Genomic DNA, 17,976 nt, shown 5'->3' with positions numbered 1-17,976 from the left:
TATTTATGAAATTGCATCGTTGGCTAGCATGCATCGTTATCTCGTTTGCGTTTTTGACTCCTTCGCTTGGATACGCCCAATCTAATTACCCCAATCGACCCATAAGGTTAATTATTCCATTTACCCCGGGTGGTGTTACCGATACCTCTGGACGTTTTATTGCTGAACAGCTTTCCCTTAAGTTAGGGCAGCAAGTGATCGCAGATAATAAACCGGGCGCCTCCGGAAATATCGGCACTCAAATGGTTGCTACAGCAGAGCCAGACGGCTACACCTTGTTGTTAGGTTACGCCGGCACTCTAGCGATTAACCCAACGCTATCGGATAAGATTCCATTCGATAGCGTTAAAGATTTTGCTCCCATCGGAAAAATTGGTGATGCCATATTAATTTTGGTTGCTAACAATGATTTTGCTGGCAAGGGCTTGGCTGATGTGATTGAAATATCCAAAAAGAATCCAAATGGCTTGTCTTATGGAACATCGGGCGCTGGGGGTACCCCACATATTGCCGGTGAACTGTTTAAACAAAAATCAGGCGCAAACTTGGTTCACATTCCCTACAAGGGAGGGGGTCAGGCATTGCTAGATTTGTTGGGTGGCAATATCCCCCTTGTATACACAGCTGTTGCCGGGGCAAATCAGTATGTAAGCTCTGGACGCATTAAGGCTATAGCGGTATCAAGTGCAAAAAGAAGTCCAGGTATGCCCGATGTGCCGACCTTTATTGAGGGTGGCGTTAAAGACTTTGTCATTGATGATTGGGTGGGGTTATTAGCGCCTGCAAAAACGCCAAAGCCTATCATCATGAAATTGAATCAAGCACTCAATGAGATCCTTAATTCAACAGAGGGCAAGGCTAGATTATTTGCTATGGGTATCACGCCAACCCCTGGAACGCCGGAGAAATTTGGAGAGCAAATCAAGGGTGACTTAATTCGTTTCACACCTATCGTAAAGGCTGCAAATGTTAGGTCTGAATAAGGGGGTTACTTTACTTATTAAACAGGTGATAGATGATAGGAATGGCTACGGCGCTCACCACACCGTTCATTCCCATGGCTAGGCTGGCATAGGTGCCTGCTTCTGGGTGAATGCTAAAGGCGCGTGATGTGCCGATACCATGCGCGCCGATACCAATGGCAAAACCTCTTTGCCACCAAGCCTTCATGCCTAATGCATTGAGAACAAAAGGCGCCAAAATCGCCCCAAGTATTCCGGTGCTCACTGCAAAGATCGCAGTAAGAGTAGGTGAGACTCCAATACGTTCAGCAATACCCATGGCGATCGGTGCCGTAACTGATTTTGGATACATGGCACCAGTAATGCTGGAGTCTGCACCGAGCATGGTGGCAATTCCTACTGCGCTCATGATCGAGACTAGACCGCCGGTGCAGAGCGAGGCAATTAATGGCAAGGATCGCCCCTTAAGACTGCTTAACCCTCGATAGATAGGTATGGCAAGTGAGACTGTTGCTGAGCCTAGTAAGAAATGAATAAACTGAGCGCCCTCAAAATAGGTTGAGTAGGGCATTTCTATCAATTGAATGGTGGTTGCCACAATCAGGATGGCTATTGCCACAGGGTTAGCCAATGCATTTTGATGGCTGGCCTTGTAAATACTTAATCCAATTTGATAGGCGGCTAGCGTGATGAAGAGAGCAAATAGGGGGCTGCCTGATAAATAGACCCAAATCTCGACAATGGAGTGCTTTTCACCCATGAGATTCTTTCTTGCTCAAAAAGCGTGCAACCAGAGCACTGGTTGCGATAGTGAGGATGACGCTGCCAATTAAGGCGCTAATAATGGCTAGAGCATTGGCCTTGAGTTGAGGCAAGAAAAGCACCACGCCGACTGCTGCAGGGACAAAGAGTAGACCTAGATATTGACTAAAACCATCTGCCACCATAGCTAACTCTGCATTAAGCCCCTTACGGAGAACAAGCCACAGAACTAAAAGCACCAATCCAATGACTGGGCCCGGAAGAGTGGGTAGCAGAAACTTGGAGATGAGTTCGCCAAGACATTGAAAGAGAAGTATTTGAACAAGTCCGAAAATCATATGCCTATCTTACCGCCTGCTTGAATGGTGCGTATAACTGACCATCTTAGTGCTCTAGGCACCAAAGAAGGGGTTTCCTGGACACTCCGCTATGGTGTCCTAAGATAAAGTTGGTTCGTGCGGTAACGGGCAGATGAGCTGAGTCAATATCTTGCCTACAAAACCTTGCTACACTGGTCTGAAAATAGCAGTTCATATTAATAAACAGGAGATTCAACATGAAGTCACTCGTATCTGGCTTGCTTCTTGCTTTGTGTTCCAGCCTTTCTTTCTCTGTATCGGCTAAAGATACTGTCAAGATTGCCTACATTGGGCCTTTGACCGGAGGTGTTTCTGCCAATGGTATTGGAGGCCGAAATTCTGCTGACTTAGCAGTTCGCCTCAAAAACCAAGACCCCAACGCTAAATATAAATATGAGTTGGTTACAGCCGATGATGAGTGCAAGCCGAATGTGGGTGTGCAGGTAGCCACAAAAATCGCTTCTGATAGTTCCATCATTGCTGGCGTAACTCACTACTGCTCAGCAGTGGCCATGAGTACTGTTGACGTTTATCACAAGTTTGGTTTGCCAGTGATGGTTTGGGGCGCGGTTCTCCCGGAGATTACCTATGGCAATGACTATAAAGAAATTCATCGTGTGAATGGCACGATGATTAACCAAAATGAAGTTGCCGCTAAATTTTTAACCGGTTTAGGCTACAAGAAGTGGGTCATCATTCATGACACAACCGATTACGGTAAAGGTCATAACAAGTATTTCACTCAATTCTTGACTAAAAATGGTGGCCAGATTCTCGGCACATTTGGTGTAACCGCTGATCAGCAAGACTTCACTGCCGAATTAACCAAAATTAAGCAACTCAATCCTGAAGTGGTTTACTTTGGCGGCTTGACTCCAATTGGTATTCGTATTCGTACGCAGATGGATCGCTTAGGTATTAAAGCTGTATTCGAAGGTACCTCTGGAATTAAGTCTGATGCCTATATCGAGGGCTTGGGTAAATTGTCCGAAGGCTCTTTGTCCTTTATTGAAGGTGCTCCATGGGAAAAGCTCCCAGGCGGATTAGAGTTCACTGCTAAGTACGCACAACAGAAGTATCCTGATGCGCCTGAAGCCTATGGTCCTTTCGCTTATACCGCTGCTAACCTCATCATGGCAGCGATTGAAAAAGCAGGCCCAAATCGCAAGAAGGTAATGGAAGTCTTGAACAACACGCAAAACGTAGAAACCATTATTGGCAAGGTAAGTTTTGATGATCATCGTCAAAACATCGTTCCTTTGATTTCTAAATATGTTGCGCAAGATGGCAAATGGGTTCTCTGGGAAGATAGTCTCTATGCTAAGAAGCAGCGTAAATTAGGTCAGTAATAAAACGTAGTAGAAGAGGGTAACTTTGCATGTCATTTGATATTTTTTTGCAGTACTTGCTCAATGGTTTGATGTTGGGCGTGATTTACGCAATCGTGGCTGTTGGATTTACCCTCTACTTCGGTGTTCTGGATGTCATTAAGTTTTCTCACGGTGACATCCTTATGGTGGGGGCCTTTGCGGGTCTCACCACCTACATTGGCATAGCCGAGACTTTTACTTCGCCTTGGCTACAGCTTTTGGTATTAATCCTAGTAAGTCTTGCCGTGGCAGCCTTTCTTGGTGCGGTTATTGCGCGCTATCTCATTCTGCCTTTGCAAAAGGCGCCTCCCATCAACACCTTGTTAGTGACTTTGATGCTGGGTCTGGCGTTGCGGGAAATGGTGCGCTTGTTTTATCCAAATGGATCTAATCCAAAGCCTTTCCCGAAGCTATTGCCAGTCGATGGTATTGCTATGGGCGAATTTACCTTACGTTCAGACAGCCTCATTTTGCTAATTACTGGAGTGCTGACGATTGTTGCTGTTCAACGCCTCATCACTAAAAGCAAGATCGGCTTAGCCATTCGTGCAGTTGCGCAAGATAGTGAAACAGCGCGAATTATGGGCATTAACTTTCATCGGGTGGTTTTAATCACTTTCATGTTGGGCTCAGCATTAGCTGCGCTAGCCGGCTTAATGAATGGCCTTTACTACAACGAAGTGAATTTCAGTATGGGCTTATTGCTCGGTGTGATCGGTTTCTCAGCTGCTGTAGTGGGCGGGCTGGGTAATTTCTATGGCGCGATTGTGGGCGGCTTTCTGTTTGCGGGCTTACAAACTGTTGGCGCTGTTTTATTGCCGGCTATTTTGCCAAATGTTCCCAGCGCATACAAAGATGTCTTTGCCTTCGCCGTAATTATCATCATTATGGGATTAAAGCCTACAGGCTTGATTTCTGAAAAATCCAGCGAGCGAGTTTAAGTATGAAGTTATTAATATCAACGTTCGTAGCATGTTTGGTTTACAGCATTCTCTTACTCGGCTCGGAAAATCAGTTAGAGGTTGGCGCTCTTGTTGTGCTCGCTTTTGTGGTGAGCTTAGTTGGCAAGAAAATGGGCTTGATGGAAAAGCTGGCAGTTGCTGTAAGGCAGCATCCTAAATTCCCAGCTTATGCTTCCATTGTTGGTGTGCTGGTAACCATGTTGGTCTTCCACAACTCCCACTTTGCACTTTTAATGCTGGCAACAGTGTTGATTTATTCAATCGTTTGCCTTGGCTTAAATATTCAATTTGGTTATGTAGGTATTGTGAACTTCGCAGGCGCTGCCTTTTTTGGTATTGGCAGTTACACAGCGGCAATTTTGGCTACTCACACTGCAGTTCCGCATTTGCTCGTATTGTTTATTGCGGCGGGTATTTCTGCCTTAATTGGGTCGATCCTTATTTACCCTGTACTAAGAACGCGAGGGCACTATGCAGCCCTGGTGACTATTGCATTTGGCATCCTATTCCGTAACTTCTTAGAAGTGAATGACACCTTGGGTGGACCGCAGGGCCTGAAGATTCCCCCATTAACTATTTTTGGCTGGAATTTATCTGAAGGCCTCGATATTGGTGGCTTTGAGATCTCTTTTTATATCCCTTACTTGCTGATTGCATTAATTCTGCTAATTGCTAGCTTCAGAATTACTCGTAATCTAGAGCGCTCATGGATTGGCTTAAGCATGGACATGGTTCGCACTGATGAAATCGCTGCCTCTACCTTTGGTGTCAATATTGCCCACTGGAAAGTAGTGGCATTTACCTTGGGTAACTTTATTGCCGGCATGGCAGGGGCACTCTACGGAATGATGACTGCCTATGTTGCTCCCAATAACTTTACTTTTGCCGACTCTTTGATATTGGTATCGATTGTGATCTTGGGCGGTATAGGTAACCCATGGGGAATTATTCCTGCAGCAGCGATTGTTGTCATCCTTCCAGAGAAGCTGCAATTTATTCAGGAGTACCGCTTTTTGCTCTATGCCATTGTGGTGATTTTGATTCTTCTTTTCCGTCCAGACGGTCTATTACCAAGACGCATTCGTGAATATTTTCCTGGCAATAAAGCGGGAGGTCAGAAATGAGCTCAACTTCTCCTAAAAAACAGATTTTGGTCGCTGAAAAACTGACGATGCGTTTCGGTGGTGTGACAGCGTTAGACTCATTGGATCTTCATGTAAATGAAGGTGAAGTGTTAGGTTTGCTAGGGCCAAATGGTTCAGGGAAGACAACTTTCTTCAATGTGATTACTGGCCTTTACCGAGCAAGCTCAGGCCGTGTCTCGTTCCGCGGTGAAGATTTGACGGACGCCACTGCGCAGCAGGTATATTTGCACGCGATTACTCGCACCTTTCAGCGCTCACGCTTATCCTTGCCGCTAACCGTCTTCGATAACATTGCGATTGGCGATAACCGTCGATTAAATACCGGACTCATCTTTAATCTATTTCAAAGAGCAAAGTTCAAGCAAGAGTATGAAGGTTTGGTTGAGCAGGTAAGGCAATTGCTACTGACGTTTAATCCTAAGTTGGCTGACAAAATATTTGAGCCAGTTGCCAGCCTCCCCATGATTGATCGCCGCCGTATTGAAATTTGCCGAGCACTTATCAGCCAGCCAGATCTGCTGCTATTGGATGAGCCATCTGCTGGTATGACGCATGATGAGACTGCTGAAGTAATGGACGACATTTTGCAGGTCCGCAGCAAGATAAAACCATTTACCATTATTTTGATCGAGCATGAAATGGGTTTAATTCAACGTATGACTGAGCGATGCATCGTGCTGAACTACGGCAAGAAGATTGCTGAGGGCACTTATGATGAGATTGTGAATAATCGTGAAGTACAAGTCGCTTATTTAGGGCAGGAATAATCATGGCCTTATTAGAGATTGAACGCATTTACACCGCTTATGATCGGATTGATGTTCTTGAGGACGTTTCCATCAAAGTGGAGCAGGGTGAAATCACCTGCATTCTTGGTGCTAATGGCGCCGGGAAGTCGACTTTAATTCGCTCTATCTTAGGATTAACCCCGGCAAATCGCGGAAAGATTATTTTTAACGGCGTTGATATCGCGCATTTACCAACGCACCGCATTATTGAAGCAGGGATTGCATGCGTCCCTGAGGGGCGTCGTGTATTTCCGCGCATGACTGTAGATGAAAATTTATCCGCTGGCGCCTACTTGGTGACCGATAAAAAAGTGATTGAAGAGCGTCGTGATCATGTAAAGCATTTATTCCCACGCTTAGCTGAACGTTCTAACCAGTTAGCGGGAACCATGTCAGGTGGTGAGCAGGCTATGTTAGCTATTAGCCGGAGTCTGATGAGCTCGCCCCAGTTACTCATTTTTGATGAGCCTTCTTTGGGTCTTTCTCCTTTATTTGTAAAAGAAAATTTCAAGATCATTAAAGAAATTAATCAGATGGGGACGACCGTCTTATTGGTTGAGCAAAATGTCCGCCAAACTCTGGCAATTGCCCATCGTGGATATGTCATTTCCAAAGGTCAGGTAGTTGCCGAGGGAAGTGCTACTGCATTGGCTGAGAATGCCGAAGTTCAAGCTGCTTATTTTGGATAAATCAAAATGACACATGCCATTCCCGATCCAGTCACGTTAACCCAAGAACTTATTCGTTTTAATACGATTAATCCTCCGGGCAATGAAGATCAAGTTTGCGACTATTTAGCCAAACTCTTGGAGTCTGTTGGTTATGAGTGCCGCAAGATAGAATTTGCTCCTCATCGCATGAGCCTGGTTGCGAAAATTGGCGCATGTTCTGCTGAAAAACCCAGCATTTACTTTACTGGGCATGTGGATGTTGTACCTCTAGGGGCGCGCACCTGGAAGCACGAACCTTTTGCTGGTGTGATTGAGGATGGTAAGTTATACGGCCGAGGCTCCAGCGACATGAAGAGTGGTGTAGCTGCTTTTATTGTGGCTGCGATGAAAATGGCAGGCTCCGCTAAGCAACATGCAGGTGTTAGCTTGATTATTACTGCGGGTGAAGAAACTGGCTGTGAAGGCGCATTTCACTTGGCTGCCAGTCAAGAGATATTGGATTTTCTCGGGCCTGCAGGGTGCTTGATTGTTGCTGAGCCAACAGCCAATGAACCATTGCTTGGTCATAAAGGGGCTTATTGGTTAAAGGCCTCTACTGATGGCATTACCGCACATGGTTCAATGCCTGAGCGTGGCGACAATGCTTTCTATAAATTGGCTAAAGCAGCGCTCACTTTAGAAAAGTTTACTTTTGATACGCCTTCCCATGAATTAATGGGTCAAGGAACCCTCAATGTGGGAACCGCGAAATCAGGCATCAATATCAACTCAGTTCCTGATGCTGCTGAAATGACTTTAGATATTCGTACGGTAGCAGGGCAGAGTCACCCTCATATTTATGGATGCTTATGCAAAGCGCTTGGTCCGACCGTACGCTTAGATACGATTATTGATATTGAAGGTGTATTCACGCCTGCGTCAGACCCTTGGATGGCAAGCGTTTTTGATTTTTGTGAAAAGACCAATGGCGTTCGCCCGATAGAAAAGACTGTTTCTTACTTTACCGACGCCTCAGCATTAAAGCCTGCAATTGGTAACCCTGCCACAGTGATTCTGGGGCCAGGGCAGCCAGAGATGGCCCATCAGACGGACGAATTTTGCTACGTCGACAAAATTACCGATGCAACCCAGTTATTTGCAGATTTAATCCAGGATTGGCAAAGTCGTTAATTGGACCCCAGCCCTGTATGGGATCGGGCAGCTCAATTTATGTTGCATAGCAATAAATCATTTCTTGGTTAAGATAAACGCACCGATAGCAGGGGTATCAAAGTGCCCCTAAAACAATAAAAGAATTCATTAAGAAAACACAGGAGAGCACTCATGGCTGAATTGAATGTCAACGGTAAAAAGTACAAGGTGGATGTAGATCCCGATACCCCATTACTTTGGGTTATTCGCGAACAAGTTGGGTTGACCGGTACTAAATACGGTTGTGGAGTTGGTCAGTGTGGTGCCTGTACCGTTTTGTTCGAAGGCCAAGCTATTCGTAGCTGTTCAATTCCAGTTTCTGCTGCCGAAGGCAAAAAAATTGAGACCATTGAAAGCCTGGAGAAAAATGGCCAGCTTTCTAAGGTACAAAAAGCTTGGGTTGAGAACCAGGTGCCTCAGTGCGGTTACTGTCAGTCCGGAATGGTGATGGCAACAACTGCTCTACTACGCAATACACCAAAGCCTACTGATGCACAAATTGATGCAGCAGTTACTAATATCTGCCGTTGTGGAACCTTCCAAGAAGTGCGCGCAGCAATTCATGCGGTAAGCAAGGCTTAAGGGGAAAATAAATGACTACAAATACAAATACTTCCCGCCGCCACTTTGTTATCGGCACCAGCGCAATTGCAACTGGTCTAGCGATTGGCTTTGATCTCTCATTGATGTCTACTGCACATGCAGCAATGGGTACTGGCACTACTGCTATGACTCCATTGGCTACACCGGAAATTGGGATCTGGGTTGTGGTTAAGCCTAATGATGATGTTGTCGTTCGTATCGTGCGTTCTGAAATGGGCCAAGGAACTATTACTGGCTTAGCCCAATTGGTTGCTGAAGAATTGCAGTGTGATTGGAAAAAAGTCTCCTATGACTATCCATCACCTGGCGAAAATTTAAAGCGCAAGCTAGCTTGGGGTAGTTACTCTACTGGCGGTAGCCGTGGTATTCGCACTTCAGAACAGTATGTTCGTAAAGGTGGTGCTGCTGCTCGAATGATGTTGATTCAAGCTGCTGCGAATCAATGGAATGTTCCAGCCGCAGAGTGCGTGGCAAAAGACAGTGTGATTACTCATACTCCATCTGGAAAGAAAACCACTTTCGGTAAAGTCTCTGTAGCGGCATCGCAGTTAGAAGTGCCAAAAGAAGTTCCATTGAAGGATCCTAAAGAATGGAAACTGATTGGTAAGTCTGTCAATCGTATTGACGGTGTAGCAGACAAGGTTACTGGCCGCCAGGTATACGCCATTGACTTGAAAATGCCAGGCATGCTGGTTGCAACTATCCAGGAGTCCCCGGTCTTTGGTGGCAAGGTAAAGAGTTATGATGCCGCTAAAGCGCAAAGTATGAAGGGTGTGAAGAAGGTTGTTCAAGTTGGCGACACTGCAGTAGCAGTTGTTGCTGAGACTTTCTGGCAGGCAAAGGTAGCGTTAGACCAAGTCAGCATTATTTGGGATAGTGGTCCTAATGTGAATGTATCTAGCGCATCTATTAAGAAGATGTTGGAAGAGGGGCTAAATGCCGATGACGCATTTGTACACAATTCCAATGGCGATGTTAAAGCGGCTATGTCTGGCGCATCCAAGACACTAGAAGCTACTTATTTCTATCCATTCTTAAATCATGCAACCTTAGAGCCACAAACTGCAACTGCTAAATGGACTGCTGATTCTTGTGAGGCTTGGGTTCCAACGCAAGACGGCGAAGCTTCATTAGCTGCAGTGATTGCTGCCTCTGGTCTACCGGCTGAAAAATGTAATGTTTATAAAGTAAACCTCGGTGGTGGCTTTGGACGTCGCGGTGCTTTCCAGGACTACACAACGCAGGCGGTAAATATCGCCAAACAAATGCCAGGCACCCCTATCAAATTGATCTGGACTCGTGCAGAGGATATGACTCAAGGCCGCTACCATCCAGTCATGATGTGCAAAATGTCTGCTGCAATAGATGATAAGAAGAATGTCACAGCGGTCAATATGCGTTTATCCGGTCAGTCTATTTTGGCTGCTGTTCGTCCGGCCGTTGTGGCAGCAAACAAAGGTAAAGATCCTTTGGCATTCCAAGGGGTTGAGCCTCTTGGTGAGCATGGCATCTGTTATAGCTTCCCGAATTTAAATATCGATCATGCAATGCGTAATACCCACGTGCCGCCCGGATTTTGGCGTGGTGTAAACGTGAACCAAAACGCGATCTTTATCGAAACCTTTATGGATGAGATGGCAGAGGCAACTGGCATGGATGCAGTAGAGTTCCGTCGCAAGCATATGGAGAAGTTCCCACGCGCTGTAGCCGTTCTTAATGCTGTGGCTGATGGTATTGGTTGGACTAAGCCAGCTGCACCAGGCGTGTATCGTGGTGTTGCTCAAATGCGTTCTTTTGGTAGCTATGTTGCCGCAGCTTGCGAACTATCAGTGACGAATGGCAATGAAGTGAAGATTCATCGTATTGTTGCTGCAACTGATCCAGGTTATGTAGTGAATCCTGCTCAAGTTGCTCGCCAAGTATCTGGTTCATTCGTTTACGGCTTGTCTGCTTTATTCGAAGAAGAGATCACGATTGAAAAAGGTGCTGTTGTGCAAAAGAACTTTGATACCTTTAACTCGATTCGCCTCTACCAAATGCCTAAGGTCGAAACCATCATCATTCAGGGTGGCGGCAAGGACTGGGGTGGAGTGGGTGAGCCAACGATTGCTGTAGCCGCACCAGCTGTCCTCAATGCAATTTATCGTGCGACTGGTAAACGCCTACGCACAGTGCCATTGAAAAACAGCGGCATCAAGTTGGTTTAAGAATTAGCTCATAGTGAAACTGTGTCGATGAAAAAGAGGATTGCACTAGCATCTTTATTGCTAGTCTTCCTCAATTTCAACGATGCACATGCACAAGTAATCACGGGGGATTCGATATTCGAATCCCTTTCTACTGAGTCTGGCAATCCAGTGCGTGGTAGAGCTATTGTGGTGAGCCGTCAGACGGGGCTATGCTTGTTATGTCATAACGGACCCTTTCCTGAGGAGCGTTTTCAGGGGAACTTGGCGCCTGAGCTCAAAGCGAGTGTTGCGCGTTTAAACGTACCTCAATTAAGGGCTCGTATCGTTAATTCAGCACACTTTAATCCGCAGACCATCATGCCGGCCTATTACCAAACAAGCCACCTCAATCGAGTGGCTCCTAAATTTGCTGGTCAAACGATTTTGAATGGCCAAGAAATTGAGGATGTCATTGCTTTCTTGATGACCTTAAATAATTCAAATTAACCGAAATCTAGATGAAAAAAATTGCTCACAATTATCGTCGACATTGGCTTAAGCAAGTCCAAGGTCTTGGACTATTAGCTTTAGGTTTTTGTTTAAATCCAATAACTGCCTTTGCTAAAAAAGAAGAGGCTGATGAGGCGATTAAAAAAATTACTGGTGGTGCCGCTATCCGTGAAGGTAAAGTGATTCTAACCATACCGCCACTGGTGGAGAACGGAAACTTAGTGGTTCTCAAAGTTAGTGTTGATAGCCCAATGACAGCCAATGATTATGTAAAGACTATTCATGTCATCGCAGAGGGAAATCCTTTGCCTAATATTTTTACCGTCTACCTTAGTCCTAGATCTGGCTCGGCAAACATTACAACTCGTGTTCGTTTAGCTGATAGCCAGAAGGTCTGGGCCATTGCGCAGTTGAGTAACGGAAGTTTTTGGCAGGGCTCTGCTGAAACTTTGGTGACCCTTTCAGCATGTACGGAGATGGTATGAGTAAAACATCCCGCACATCCATCACAATGCCCGCAACGGCAAAAAAAGATTCCATTATTGAGATTCGCGCAATTGCGCAACACGATATGGAATCAGGTTTTCGTTATACCGAGGGAGGCAAACTTATTCCTCGCGATATTATTCGCACCTTTACCTGTACCTACAACACTGTGGAAGTATTTAAAGCAGACTTCTACTCCGGTATAGGTGCAAATCCCCTAATCATCTTTACTACTATTGCTGTAGAGAACGGAACCCTAGAATTTAAATGGGTGGGGGATGATGGATATGAGGCCGTGAATCAGGCTCGCATTACTGTTACGTGAAAAAACAAACATTCTTTTTTCTGAGTGGTATTTATCTGGTACTCGCTAACCTCTTTGCCAGTGAGGTAGCAAGTGCCGCAACGCCTCGACAACAATCTAGTTATGATTTGATGACACCAGAAAACAAGGCAATGCAGGACGATCCTTCATTGAATCCCGCCATGTTTTGGGTTGGTGATGGCGATGCATTGTGGCAGCAAAAATTGGGGTCACAGAATAAATCTTGTAGCACCTGTCATGGAGATGTTAAAAAATCGATGCGTGGTGTGGCGGCACAGTTTCCGAAGGTCATCAAAGGTAAGCTCCAGACCTTAGAAGGGCAGATCAATCAATGCCGGGCAAGCAATCAATCTTCTGCTCCGTTGGCGTATGAGAGTAAAGACCTTCTTGCACTAACGGCATTGATTGCTTTTCAATCAAAAGGAATGCCAATCTCCGTGAGTGAAACCCCAGCTAATACCGCTTTCTTAAAAAAAGGTCGTCATTCATTTAATGAGCGTATGGGACAACTTAATTTATCTTGTGCGCAATGTCATGAGGATAGGGCGGGTCTAAAGTTAGGTGGGAGCTTCATACCGCAAGGTCATCCCAATGCTTATCCTATTTATCGTCTGGAGTGGCAGACCTTAGGTTCATTGCAACGGCGTCTGCGGAATTGCATGAGCGGTGTGAGGGCTCAACAATTTGAGTATGGCTCGCCAGAAATGGCTCAGCTAGAGTTATTTTTGATGTGGCGTGCCAGAGGCCTACCCATGGAGTCCCCAGGGGTCAGGCCTTAAGCAGACGCATGACTCTGATTAGTCAGAGAAAACTACAGAAGTTGCGCCATTAATGAGGACGCGATCATGTAGGTAGTAGCGTAAGGCTCTTGAAAGAACAGTGCGCTCTAAGTCACGACCTTTACGCACTAGATCATCGGGTGTATCGCCATGGGTAACGCGCGTAACGTCTTGCTCAATGATCGGACCTTCATCCAAATCGCTAGTAACAAAATGAGCGGTTGCACCAATCAGCTTAATACCGCGCGCATGTGCCTGGTGGTAAGGCTTAGCACCTTTAAAGCTTGGCAAGAATGAATGGTGTACGTTGATGCAGCGGCCAGAAAGTTTGGTCGATAGATCATCTGACAAGATTTGCATATAACGCGCCAGAATCACCATATCCACCTTAGACTCCGCAACGATTTCTAGAAGCTTTGCTTCTTGTGCTGGCTTGGTCTCTGGTGTAACCGGCAAATGGTAGAACGGAATATCAGCAAAATCGATACTGGCATAGACATCGCGTGGATGATTCGAAACGATGCCGCAAATAATCATAGGCAGCTCACCGATGCGCCAGCGGTAGAGTAGATCAACTAAGCAATGATCTAGCTTGGAAGCCATGATCAGGACTCGCTTGAGATCCTTGACTGCACGCAAATCCCAAGTCAGTTCAAAGCGCTTCGCGATTTCCAAAAAGCCAGATCTGAGAGAGTCGACATTTGCAGGGCAGCTAAAGCTGACACGCATAAAAAAGCGTTTAGATGCTTTGTCATCAAATTGTTGCGCCTCTTCAATGTCTCCGCCAAGCTCAAATATATAGGTAGAAACTGCTGCAACGATGCCGGGTTTATTGGGGCAGGTAAGTGTGAGGTAATGGTTTTCTGTGGCCATGTGAAATCGTTCAATAATTGCTAATGAAAGGTCGATTTTAGACTGTTATGAGCGCTATTTACGAGGGAAAACCATAAATCTATTGCTGAGCAGATTTTTTTGGGATTTCCGTGGGTCCTAGTAACGGCTCGCTTCTGTCTGTGACAGGCGGTAGCACTACTTCGATACATATTGGCTTGGAACCAATTAAATTAAAGAAGCTGCACTCCTTTTTTGTTGCAGCTGAAGCCGCATGTTCTAAGGGGGACTTTCCTGTGGTTGCTGTAGAGGCCAAACTCACTGCAGTGCTTGGGTTAGCGACTGCAGCCGCTCCAACACTGCTCGCTGCTGCAGTGCTTGAGCTGCTTAGTAAGGCTAAAGGCGCAGCGCAGCCGTTAATAATGCAAATGGTTAGAGCTAATGCTAAATACCTAAGGGTACCCAGCATTAAAACATTCGCTTTACTTGCCGCTGCAGGCAACGTTATAGACACCAGCTGGCCATGAGCCATTTTCAATATTTTCAAAAGAACTGCTTGGAGTTTTTTGTTCTTCTACAACTTTGCCTTTGCCCATATTTCCGGAAAATACTTTAAATTCAATCGGTCGATATTTCACAGCGCTGCATTCATATTCATTCAGACCAATAATAGAACTAGCATTCTCTTTAGTTTTAGGGTTTTGAGCAGGCTTTTTAAAATCCAGCATCGACATAATCTGAGACAGATTACCCTGGGTTTGAATGGTTGCAGGATCTACATAAAGTGTAAATAGATCGGTCTTACCAACCTCTTGCCATTCTGCAAGTACATTTCCAGAGCATAGCAATGCAGTGCTTAACAAAAGAATAGAAGTTTTTTTCATGTAAATAGCCCTTAAATTTTCCAGTCACAGTATGGGATCATTTTACCCACCATAGACCGATATCTTGATATTTCTATCAAATTTTGCAATAGTTACTAACGTCTACTTCGTCCTTAATTCAAGCTGACGATTGATATTTTCAGATTTCATTCTCAGGGGCAGATATTCGTTATTAGCCCATAAGGAGTTCATATTCCGATAGAGCTTGCTTTGCACCCATCCAGATTGACCCGTTTGATAAACAAAGAGGGATTTTTCAAGGTCAGATAAGTCATAAACGGTTCTTAAGCTAGGGGCTTGAAGTGTTTCGTACGGGTTTTTGGATTGAGCAAGCTCAAGCCTACCGACGTTGACTGTAAAGCTGTCTCCGGGAAAAGGTGTGCTGACATTAAATAAACTGCCAAGCAACGGAACTTTACTGAAAGGGCGATGCTCAGAAATCGCAATATGCGCTTTGCCCCAGGCCCAAGATTTAGGGTCATTGCCATATTCCTTGCTTAAATATTCCAAAGCCTTATCAAGGGCTTTGTTGGATGATTCCTGGCAAGATTCAACTTGTTCAGTTTTAGGGTCATCACACCACGGGCTATTGGGATTTTTAACCTGATTAATTAATGGCGAGCGGTAATTGCGAGAGCCATAATTTTCAGAAAAGAGGTAGCTCAATCTTGAGAAGAGGGCTTGTGTAAGTTGATCAGCCCAGGCATTAAAAATGAGTGCCCCTGCGCTATCTAATTTCATATCCCCATCAAAGCTTTTGCCAATCTCCATTGCTTTGGTGCTTAAGGGGTGAGTGGATTGACTTGATTTAAACAATTCCAATAGCGGTGTTGCAGCAAGCGATAGGGTATCGCCTTGCATGGTTTTCATATCATCTACAGAATGAATGGTTTTTGATTTAATAAGATCGACAATGCGGTCATAGCGCGTTGGCAAATCCCAATCACCCGTTAGTGGATTCGGATCGTTGGCTGCAATAATTCTTTGATTGGCCGTCGCGATCCATCCTTGCTCAGGATTATTGCTGGCAGGAAGTTGCTCAAAAGGCACGTAGCCATTCCAATCGTATTGGCGCTCCCAGCCTGGTGCTGGCGCTACGCCGTACAAGCCATGATGCAGAATCCTTTTGGGTGCAACACCTGCTGCTTGATAGGCAATATTGCCTTCACTATCTGCCATTACAACGTTTTGCATTGGTGCGTAATTTTTTCGAAGTGCTTGCTTAAATTGGTCGAGGTCGGCAGCACGATTCATATCTAGTAATCCAGCAACAGATTGATTCTCAATGTCTAGAGCCGTCCAACGTAAAGCCAATGCAAAACGATCAGTATCAATCGTACGTCTGGCTCTTGCATAAGAATCAGAGATAACAGGACCATGTCGAGTCTCTTTAACAAGAAATGTTAAAGAGGGCGATCCTTTGATGTCAATGATCTCTTGATGCACTTTGAACGGAAGTGGACCATCTGGTCCTCGATACATTCCTGGATTCTTTGGATCGATTTGCTCAATATATAAATCTTGTACATCAGGTCCTGTGTTGGTGAAACTCCAAGCAAACTTATCGGTTCTTCCTAAAACAATCGCCGGTATTCCGGGCAATGTGCCGCCAATGATGTTTAATCCGGGAGCCTCAAGATGGGCGAAATACCAGACTGCAGGGGCAGATAGCCCGAGATGGGGATCATTTGCCAGTAGGGGCTTGCCTGTAGTGCTGAGCTTGCCACTTACGGCCCAGTTATTGGAACCAATGCCATCTCTGCCGCCCATTTGCTCCCATTGACTTAACTCTGTAGAGGGAAGATTTTGGGGTCTAGATTCAACGGGCCCTGGAGAGGAGTGAAAGACTTTGAGTTCTCGATACAGTTTGGAAAAATCCATATTACTAACTGGCTCGCTAGACTCATAGCTTGGAATGACTTCCCAAATTTGTTTGGTTGTTAGGTATTGAGAAAGCTCTAGTCTTTGTAATTCTTTATGCCAATTACCACCCAAGTCATAAGCCATCATCAACATCCAAGCAACGCTATCAGTTGGAGACCAGTGGCCTGGCTTTGATCCTGTTAAAAAATATTCAATGGGTAATGCCCAGCCCAATTGCGCGTTACCTGCATTGACGCCATCGGCATAGGCTTGTAACAGACGCTTGGCAGCAACAGGGTAGCGATCAAACTGACGCTCTGCTGCGCGCTTGACGCCGAGCGTGCGCACAAAGCGATCAATTTTTACTGTGTCGTTACCTAGAATTTCTGAGAGACGTCCACTGGCAATACGGCGATTCATTTCCATCTGCCAGGAACGCTCAGTGGCATGAAGGTAGCCTAGGGCAAAGTACGCATCTGCCTGACTTTTTGCTTTGATATGCGGGATGTCTACTTCATCAAAAGCAATAGAAACCGAGTCACCAAGACCTTTAATAGACCTTTTGCCGGAAGCATTAGATTGCGCAGAATATAAATAGGCAACAGCAAGGGCTAAACCAGCCACTAAACACAGTCCTATTAGCAAAAGCCCGACCCGCGTTAGTTTGCTAATTCCTGATGATTTTGCCGGTAAATTCATGCATATATTCTAGATGTTTTATTAGGTCCGCCCTTGAGTAGAGGGTCGAAAGCAGCTACAGGGGTCTGTAGGGGGCTTGCGTGCTAAAATTTCGTTTGTCTTGATTTATTTAGCACTGCTTTATTGCTAGTGCGGGCCCGAGTGGTGAAATCGGTAGACACAGCAGATTTAAAATCTGCCGACTCAAAAAAGTCGTGCCGGTTCGATTCCGGCCTCGGGCACCACCTCTTAGACATATATCTCGTTAAATTCGATTTTTTAGCGATTTTTCCCCCAATATGAGCTCCTTTTTACGATAATTCCTCGTAAAATCAAGTATCTATGCTTAAAAATACAAGTATTTGATTAATCCTGCAGGGATTTTCCAGTCCCATACTCCTGATGAGTCGTACGCTACTTTTTCGACCAAGATTAAGCAGGTATTCACTGTTTCTTTTTTTCTGATCAGCTTTGCTCAATGCATCCAAGCAGCGTCACCAGTTCCAGTAGCTAATGCACTCCCCACCAACGGTCAAGTCATCGCCGGCTCTGCATCCATTTCCCAAACCCAAACCCCCACCTCAGCAGCAATGACAGTGAATCAAACAACGCAACGTGCGGTAGTGAACTGGGATAGTT

At 45.4% G+C, this 17,976-nt stretch carries 20 protein-coding genes and 1 tRNA gene; 16 read left to right on the top strand and 5 right to left on the bottom strand.

What is annotated here, in order from left to right:
* The first annotated feature begins 5 nt into the window (after positions 1 to 5).
* Entirely contained in the window at positions 6 to 983 is a 978-nt protein-coding gene (locus ICN20_RS00105; RefSeq protein WP_216237118.1) for a tripartite tricarboxylate transporter substrate binding protein, read from the top strand.
* Between the two features lie 10 nt (positions 984 to 993).
* Here ICN20_RS00105 and ICN20_RS00100 read toward each other — a convergent pair whose 3' ends face one another.
* Both ICN20_RS00100 and ICN20_RS00095 read right to left on the bottom strand, forming a co-directional pair.
* On the bottom strand, positions 994 to 1,722 hold the full coding sequence (locus ICN20_RS00100; protein WP_216237109.1) for an LrgB family protein: 729 nt from the start codon (positions 1,720 to 1,722) through the stop codon (positions 994 to 996).
* On the bottom strand, positions 1,715 to 2,062 hold the full coding sequence (locus ICN20_RS00095; RefSeq protein WP_216237107.1) for a CidA/LrgA family protein: 348 nt from the start codon (positions 2,060 to 2,062) through the stop codon (positions 1,715 to 1,717). The genes ICN20_RS00100 and ICN20_RS00095 overlap by 8 nt, the downstream gene beginning before the upstream one ends.
* A 218-nt stretch (positions 2,063 to 2,280) precedes the next feature.
* Here ICN20_RS00095 and ICN20_RS00090 point away from each other — a divergent pair, with 218 nt between their 5' ends.
* The 12 genes from ICN20_RS00090 to soxA all read left to right on the top strand — a co-directional run bounded on the left by ICN20_RS00090 (position 2,281) and on the right by soxA (position 13,081).
* Entirely contained in the window at positions 2,281 to 3,432 is a 1,152-nt protein-coding gene (locus ICN20_RS00090; protein WP_216237103.1) for a branched-chain amino acid ABC transporter substrate-binding protein, read from the top strand.
* Between the two features lie 29 nt (positions 3,433 to 3,461).
* Positions 3,462 to 4,394 carry a branched-chain amino acid ABC transporter permease gene (locus ICN20_RS00085; RefSeq protein WP_216237102.1) on the top strand — a complete coding sequence of 311 codons (933 nt, stop codon included), beginning with the start codon at positions 3,462 to 3,464 and terminating at the stop codon, positions 4,392 to 4,394.
* 2 nt (positions 4,395 to 4,396) lie between these two features.
* On the top strand, positions 4,397 to 5,539 hold the full coding sequence (locus ICN20_RS00080; RefSeq protein WP_216237099.1) for a branched-chain amino acid ABC transporter permease: 1,143 nt from the start codon (positions 4,397 to 4,399) through the stop codon (positions 5,537 to 5,539).
* Entirely contained in the window at positions 5,536 to 6,327 is a 792-nt protein-coding gene (locus ICN20_RS00075) for an ABC transporter ATP-binding protein (RefSeq protein WP_216237097.1), read from the top strand. Before ICN20_RS00080 ends, ICN20_RS00075 begins: the two co-directional genes overlap by 4 nt.
* Positions 6,328 to 6,329: 2 nt before the next feature.
* On the top strand, positions 6,330 to 7,037 hold the full coding sequence (locus tag ICN20_RS00070) for an ABC transporter ATP-binding protein (RefSeq protein WP_216237090.1): 708 nt from the start codon (positions 6,330 to 6,332) through the stop codon (positions 7,035 to 7,037).
* Between the two features lie 6 nt (positions 7,038 to 7,043).
* Positions 7,044 to 8,189, top strand: coding sequence for a M20 family metallopeptidase (locus tag ICN20_RS00065; protein ID WP_216237088.1), 1,146 nt, complete (start codon positions 7,044 to 7,046; stop codon positions 8,187 to 8,189).
* 153 nt (positions 8,190 to 8,342) lie between these two features.
* Positions 8,343 to 8,792 (top strand): (2Fe-2S)-binding protein, encoded by a 450-nt coding sequence (locus ICN20_RS00060; RefSeq protein ID WP_216237087.1) that lies wholly within the window; start codon positions 8,343 to 8,345, stop codon positions 8,790 to 8,792.
* A gap of 11 nt (positions 8,793 to 8,803) precedes the next feature.
* On the top strand, positions 8,804 to 11,020 hold the full coding sequence (locus tag ICN20_RS00055) for a molybdopterin cofactor-binding domain-containing protein (protein WP_216237085.1): 2,217 nt from the start codon (positions 8,804 to 8,806) through the stop codon (positions 11,018 to 11,020).
* Positions 11,021 to 11,047: 27 nt separating this feature from the next.
* Entirely contained in the window at positions 11,048 to 11,488 is a 441-nt protein-coding gene (gene soxX, locus ICN20_RS00050) for a sulfur oxidation c-type cytochrome SoxX (RefSeq protein ID WP_216237083.1), read from the top strand.
* An 11-nt stretch (positions 11,489 to 11,499) separates the two neighbouring features.
* Entirely contained in the window at positions 11,500 to 11,976 is a 477-nt protein-coding gene (locus ICN20_RS00045; RefSeq protein WP_216237081.1) for a SoxY-related AACIE arm protein, read from the top strand.
* On the top strand, positions 11,973 to 12,302 hold the full coding sequence (locus ICN20_RS00040; RefSeq protein WP_216237080.1) for a thiosulfate oxidation carrier complex protein SoxZ: 330 nt from the start codon (positions 11,973 to 11,975) through the stop codon (positions 12,300 to 12,302). The genes ICN20_RS00045 and ICN20_RS00040 overlap by 4 nt, the downstream gene beginning before the upstream one ends.
* Positions 12,299 to 13,081 (top strand): sulfur oxidation c-type cytochrome SoxA, encoded by a 783-nt coding sequence (gene soxA / locus ICN20_RS00035; protein ID WP_216237078.1) that lies wholly within the window; start codon positions 12,299 to 12,301, stop codon positions 13,079 to 13,081. Before ICN20_RS00040 ends, soxA begins: the two co-directional genes overlap by 4 nt.
* Positions 13,082 to 13,099: 18 nt before the next feature.
* On the opposite strand, the gene purU is transcribed toward soxA, so the two are convergent.
* Positions 13,100 to 13,954: a formyltetrahydrofolate deformylase gene (gene purU, locus ICN20_RS00030; RefSeq protein WP_216237076.1), complete on the bottom strand. Its 855-nt coding sequence runs from the start codon at positions 13,952 to 13,954 to the stop codon at positions 13,100 to 13,102.
* 110 nt (positions 13,955 to 14,064) lie between these two features.
* Between purU and ICN20_RS00025 the strand changes: the two genes are divergently transcribed.
* Positions 14,065 to 14,439 (top strand): hypothetical protein, encoded by a 375-nt coding sequence (locus ICN20_RS00025; protein ID WP_216237074.1) that lies wholly within the window; start codon positions 14,065 to 14,067, stop codon positions 14,437 to 14,439.
* On the opposite strand, the gene ICN20_RS00020 is transcribed toward ICN20_RS00025, so the two are convergent.
* Together ICN20_RS00020 and ICN20_RS00015 are read right to left on the bottom strand one after the other, a co-directional pair.
* The gene (locus ICN20_RS00020) at positions 14,395 to 14,796 is read right to left on the bottom strand and encodes a surface-adhesin E family protein (RefSeq protein WP_216237072.1); all 402 of its coding nucleotides are present in this window, start codon (positions 14,794 to 14,796) and stop codon (positions 14,395 to 14,397) included. The genes ICN20_RS00025 and ICN20_RS00020 overlap by 45 nt on opposite strands.
* A 102-nt stretch (positions 14,797 to 14,898) precedes the next feature.
* Positions 14,899 to 17,358: a penicillin acylase family protein gene (locus ICN20_RS00015; protein ID WP_216237070.1), complete on the bottom strand. Its 2,460-nt coding sequence runs from the start codon at positions 17,356 to 17,358 to the stop codon at positions 14,899 to 14,901.
* A 135-nt stretch (positions 17,359 to 17,493) separates the two neighbouring features.
* Between ICN20_RS00015 and ICN20_RS00010 the strand changes: the two genes are divergently transcribed.
* Together ICN20_RS00010 and ICN20_RS00005 are read left to right on the top strand one after the other, a co-directional pair.
* Positions 17,494 to 17,582: transfer RNA gene (locus ICN20_RS00010), tRNA-Leu, on the top strand.
* Between the two features lie 117 nt (positions 17,583 to 17,699).
* The coding region (locus ICN20_RS00005) for a hypothetical protein (protein ID WP_216237068.1) at positions 17,700 to 17,976 on the top strand (277 nt) is incomplete at its 3' end.

The sequence above is a fragment of the Polynucleobacter sp. JS-Polo-80-F4 genome (assembly GCF_018881965.1).
Taxonomy (GTDB): domain Bacteria; phylum Pseudomonadota; class Gammaproteobacteria; order Burkholderiales; family Burkholderiaceae; genus Polynucleobacter.
The sequence above is the reverse complement of the archived record's forward strand: the minus strand, read 5'-3'. Positions and strand labels throughout refer to the sequence as shown.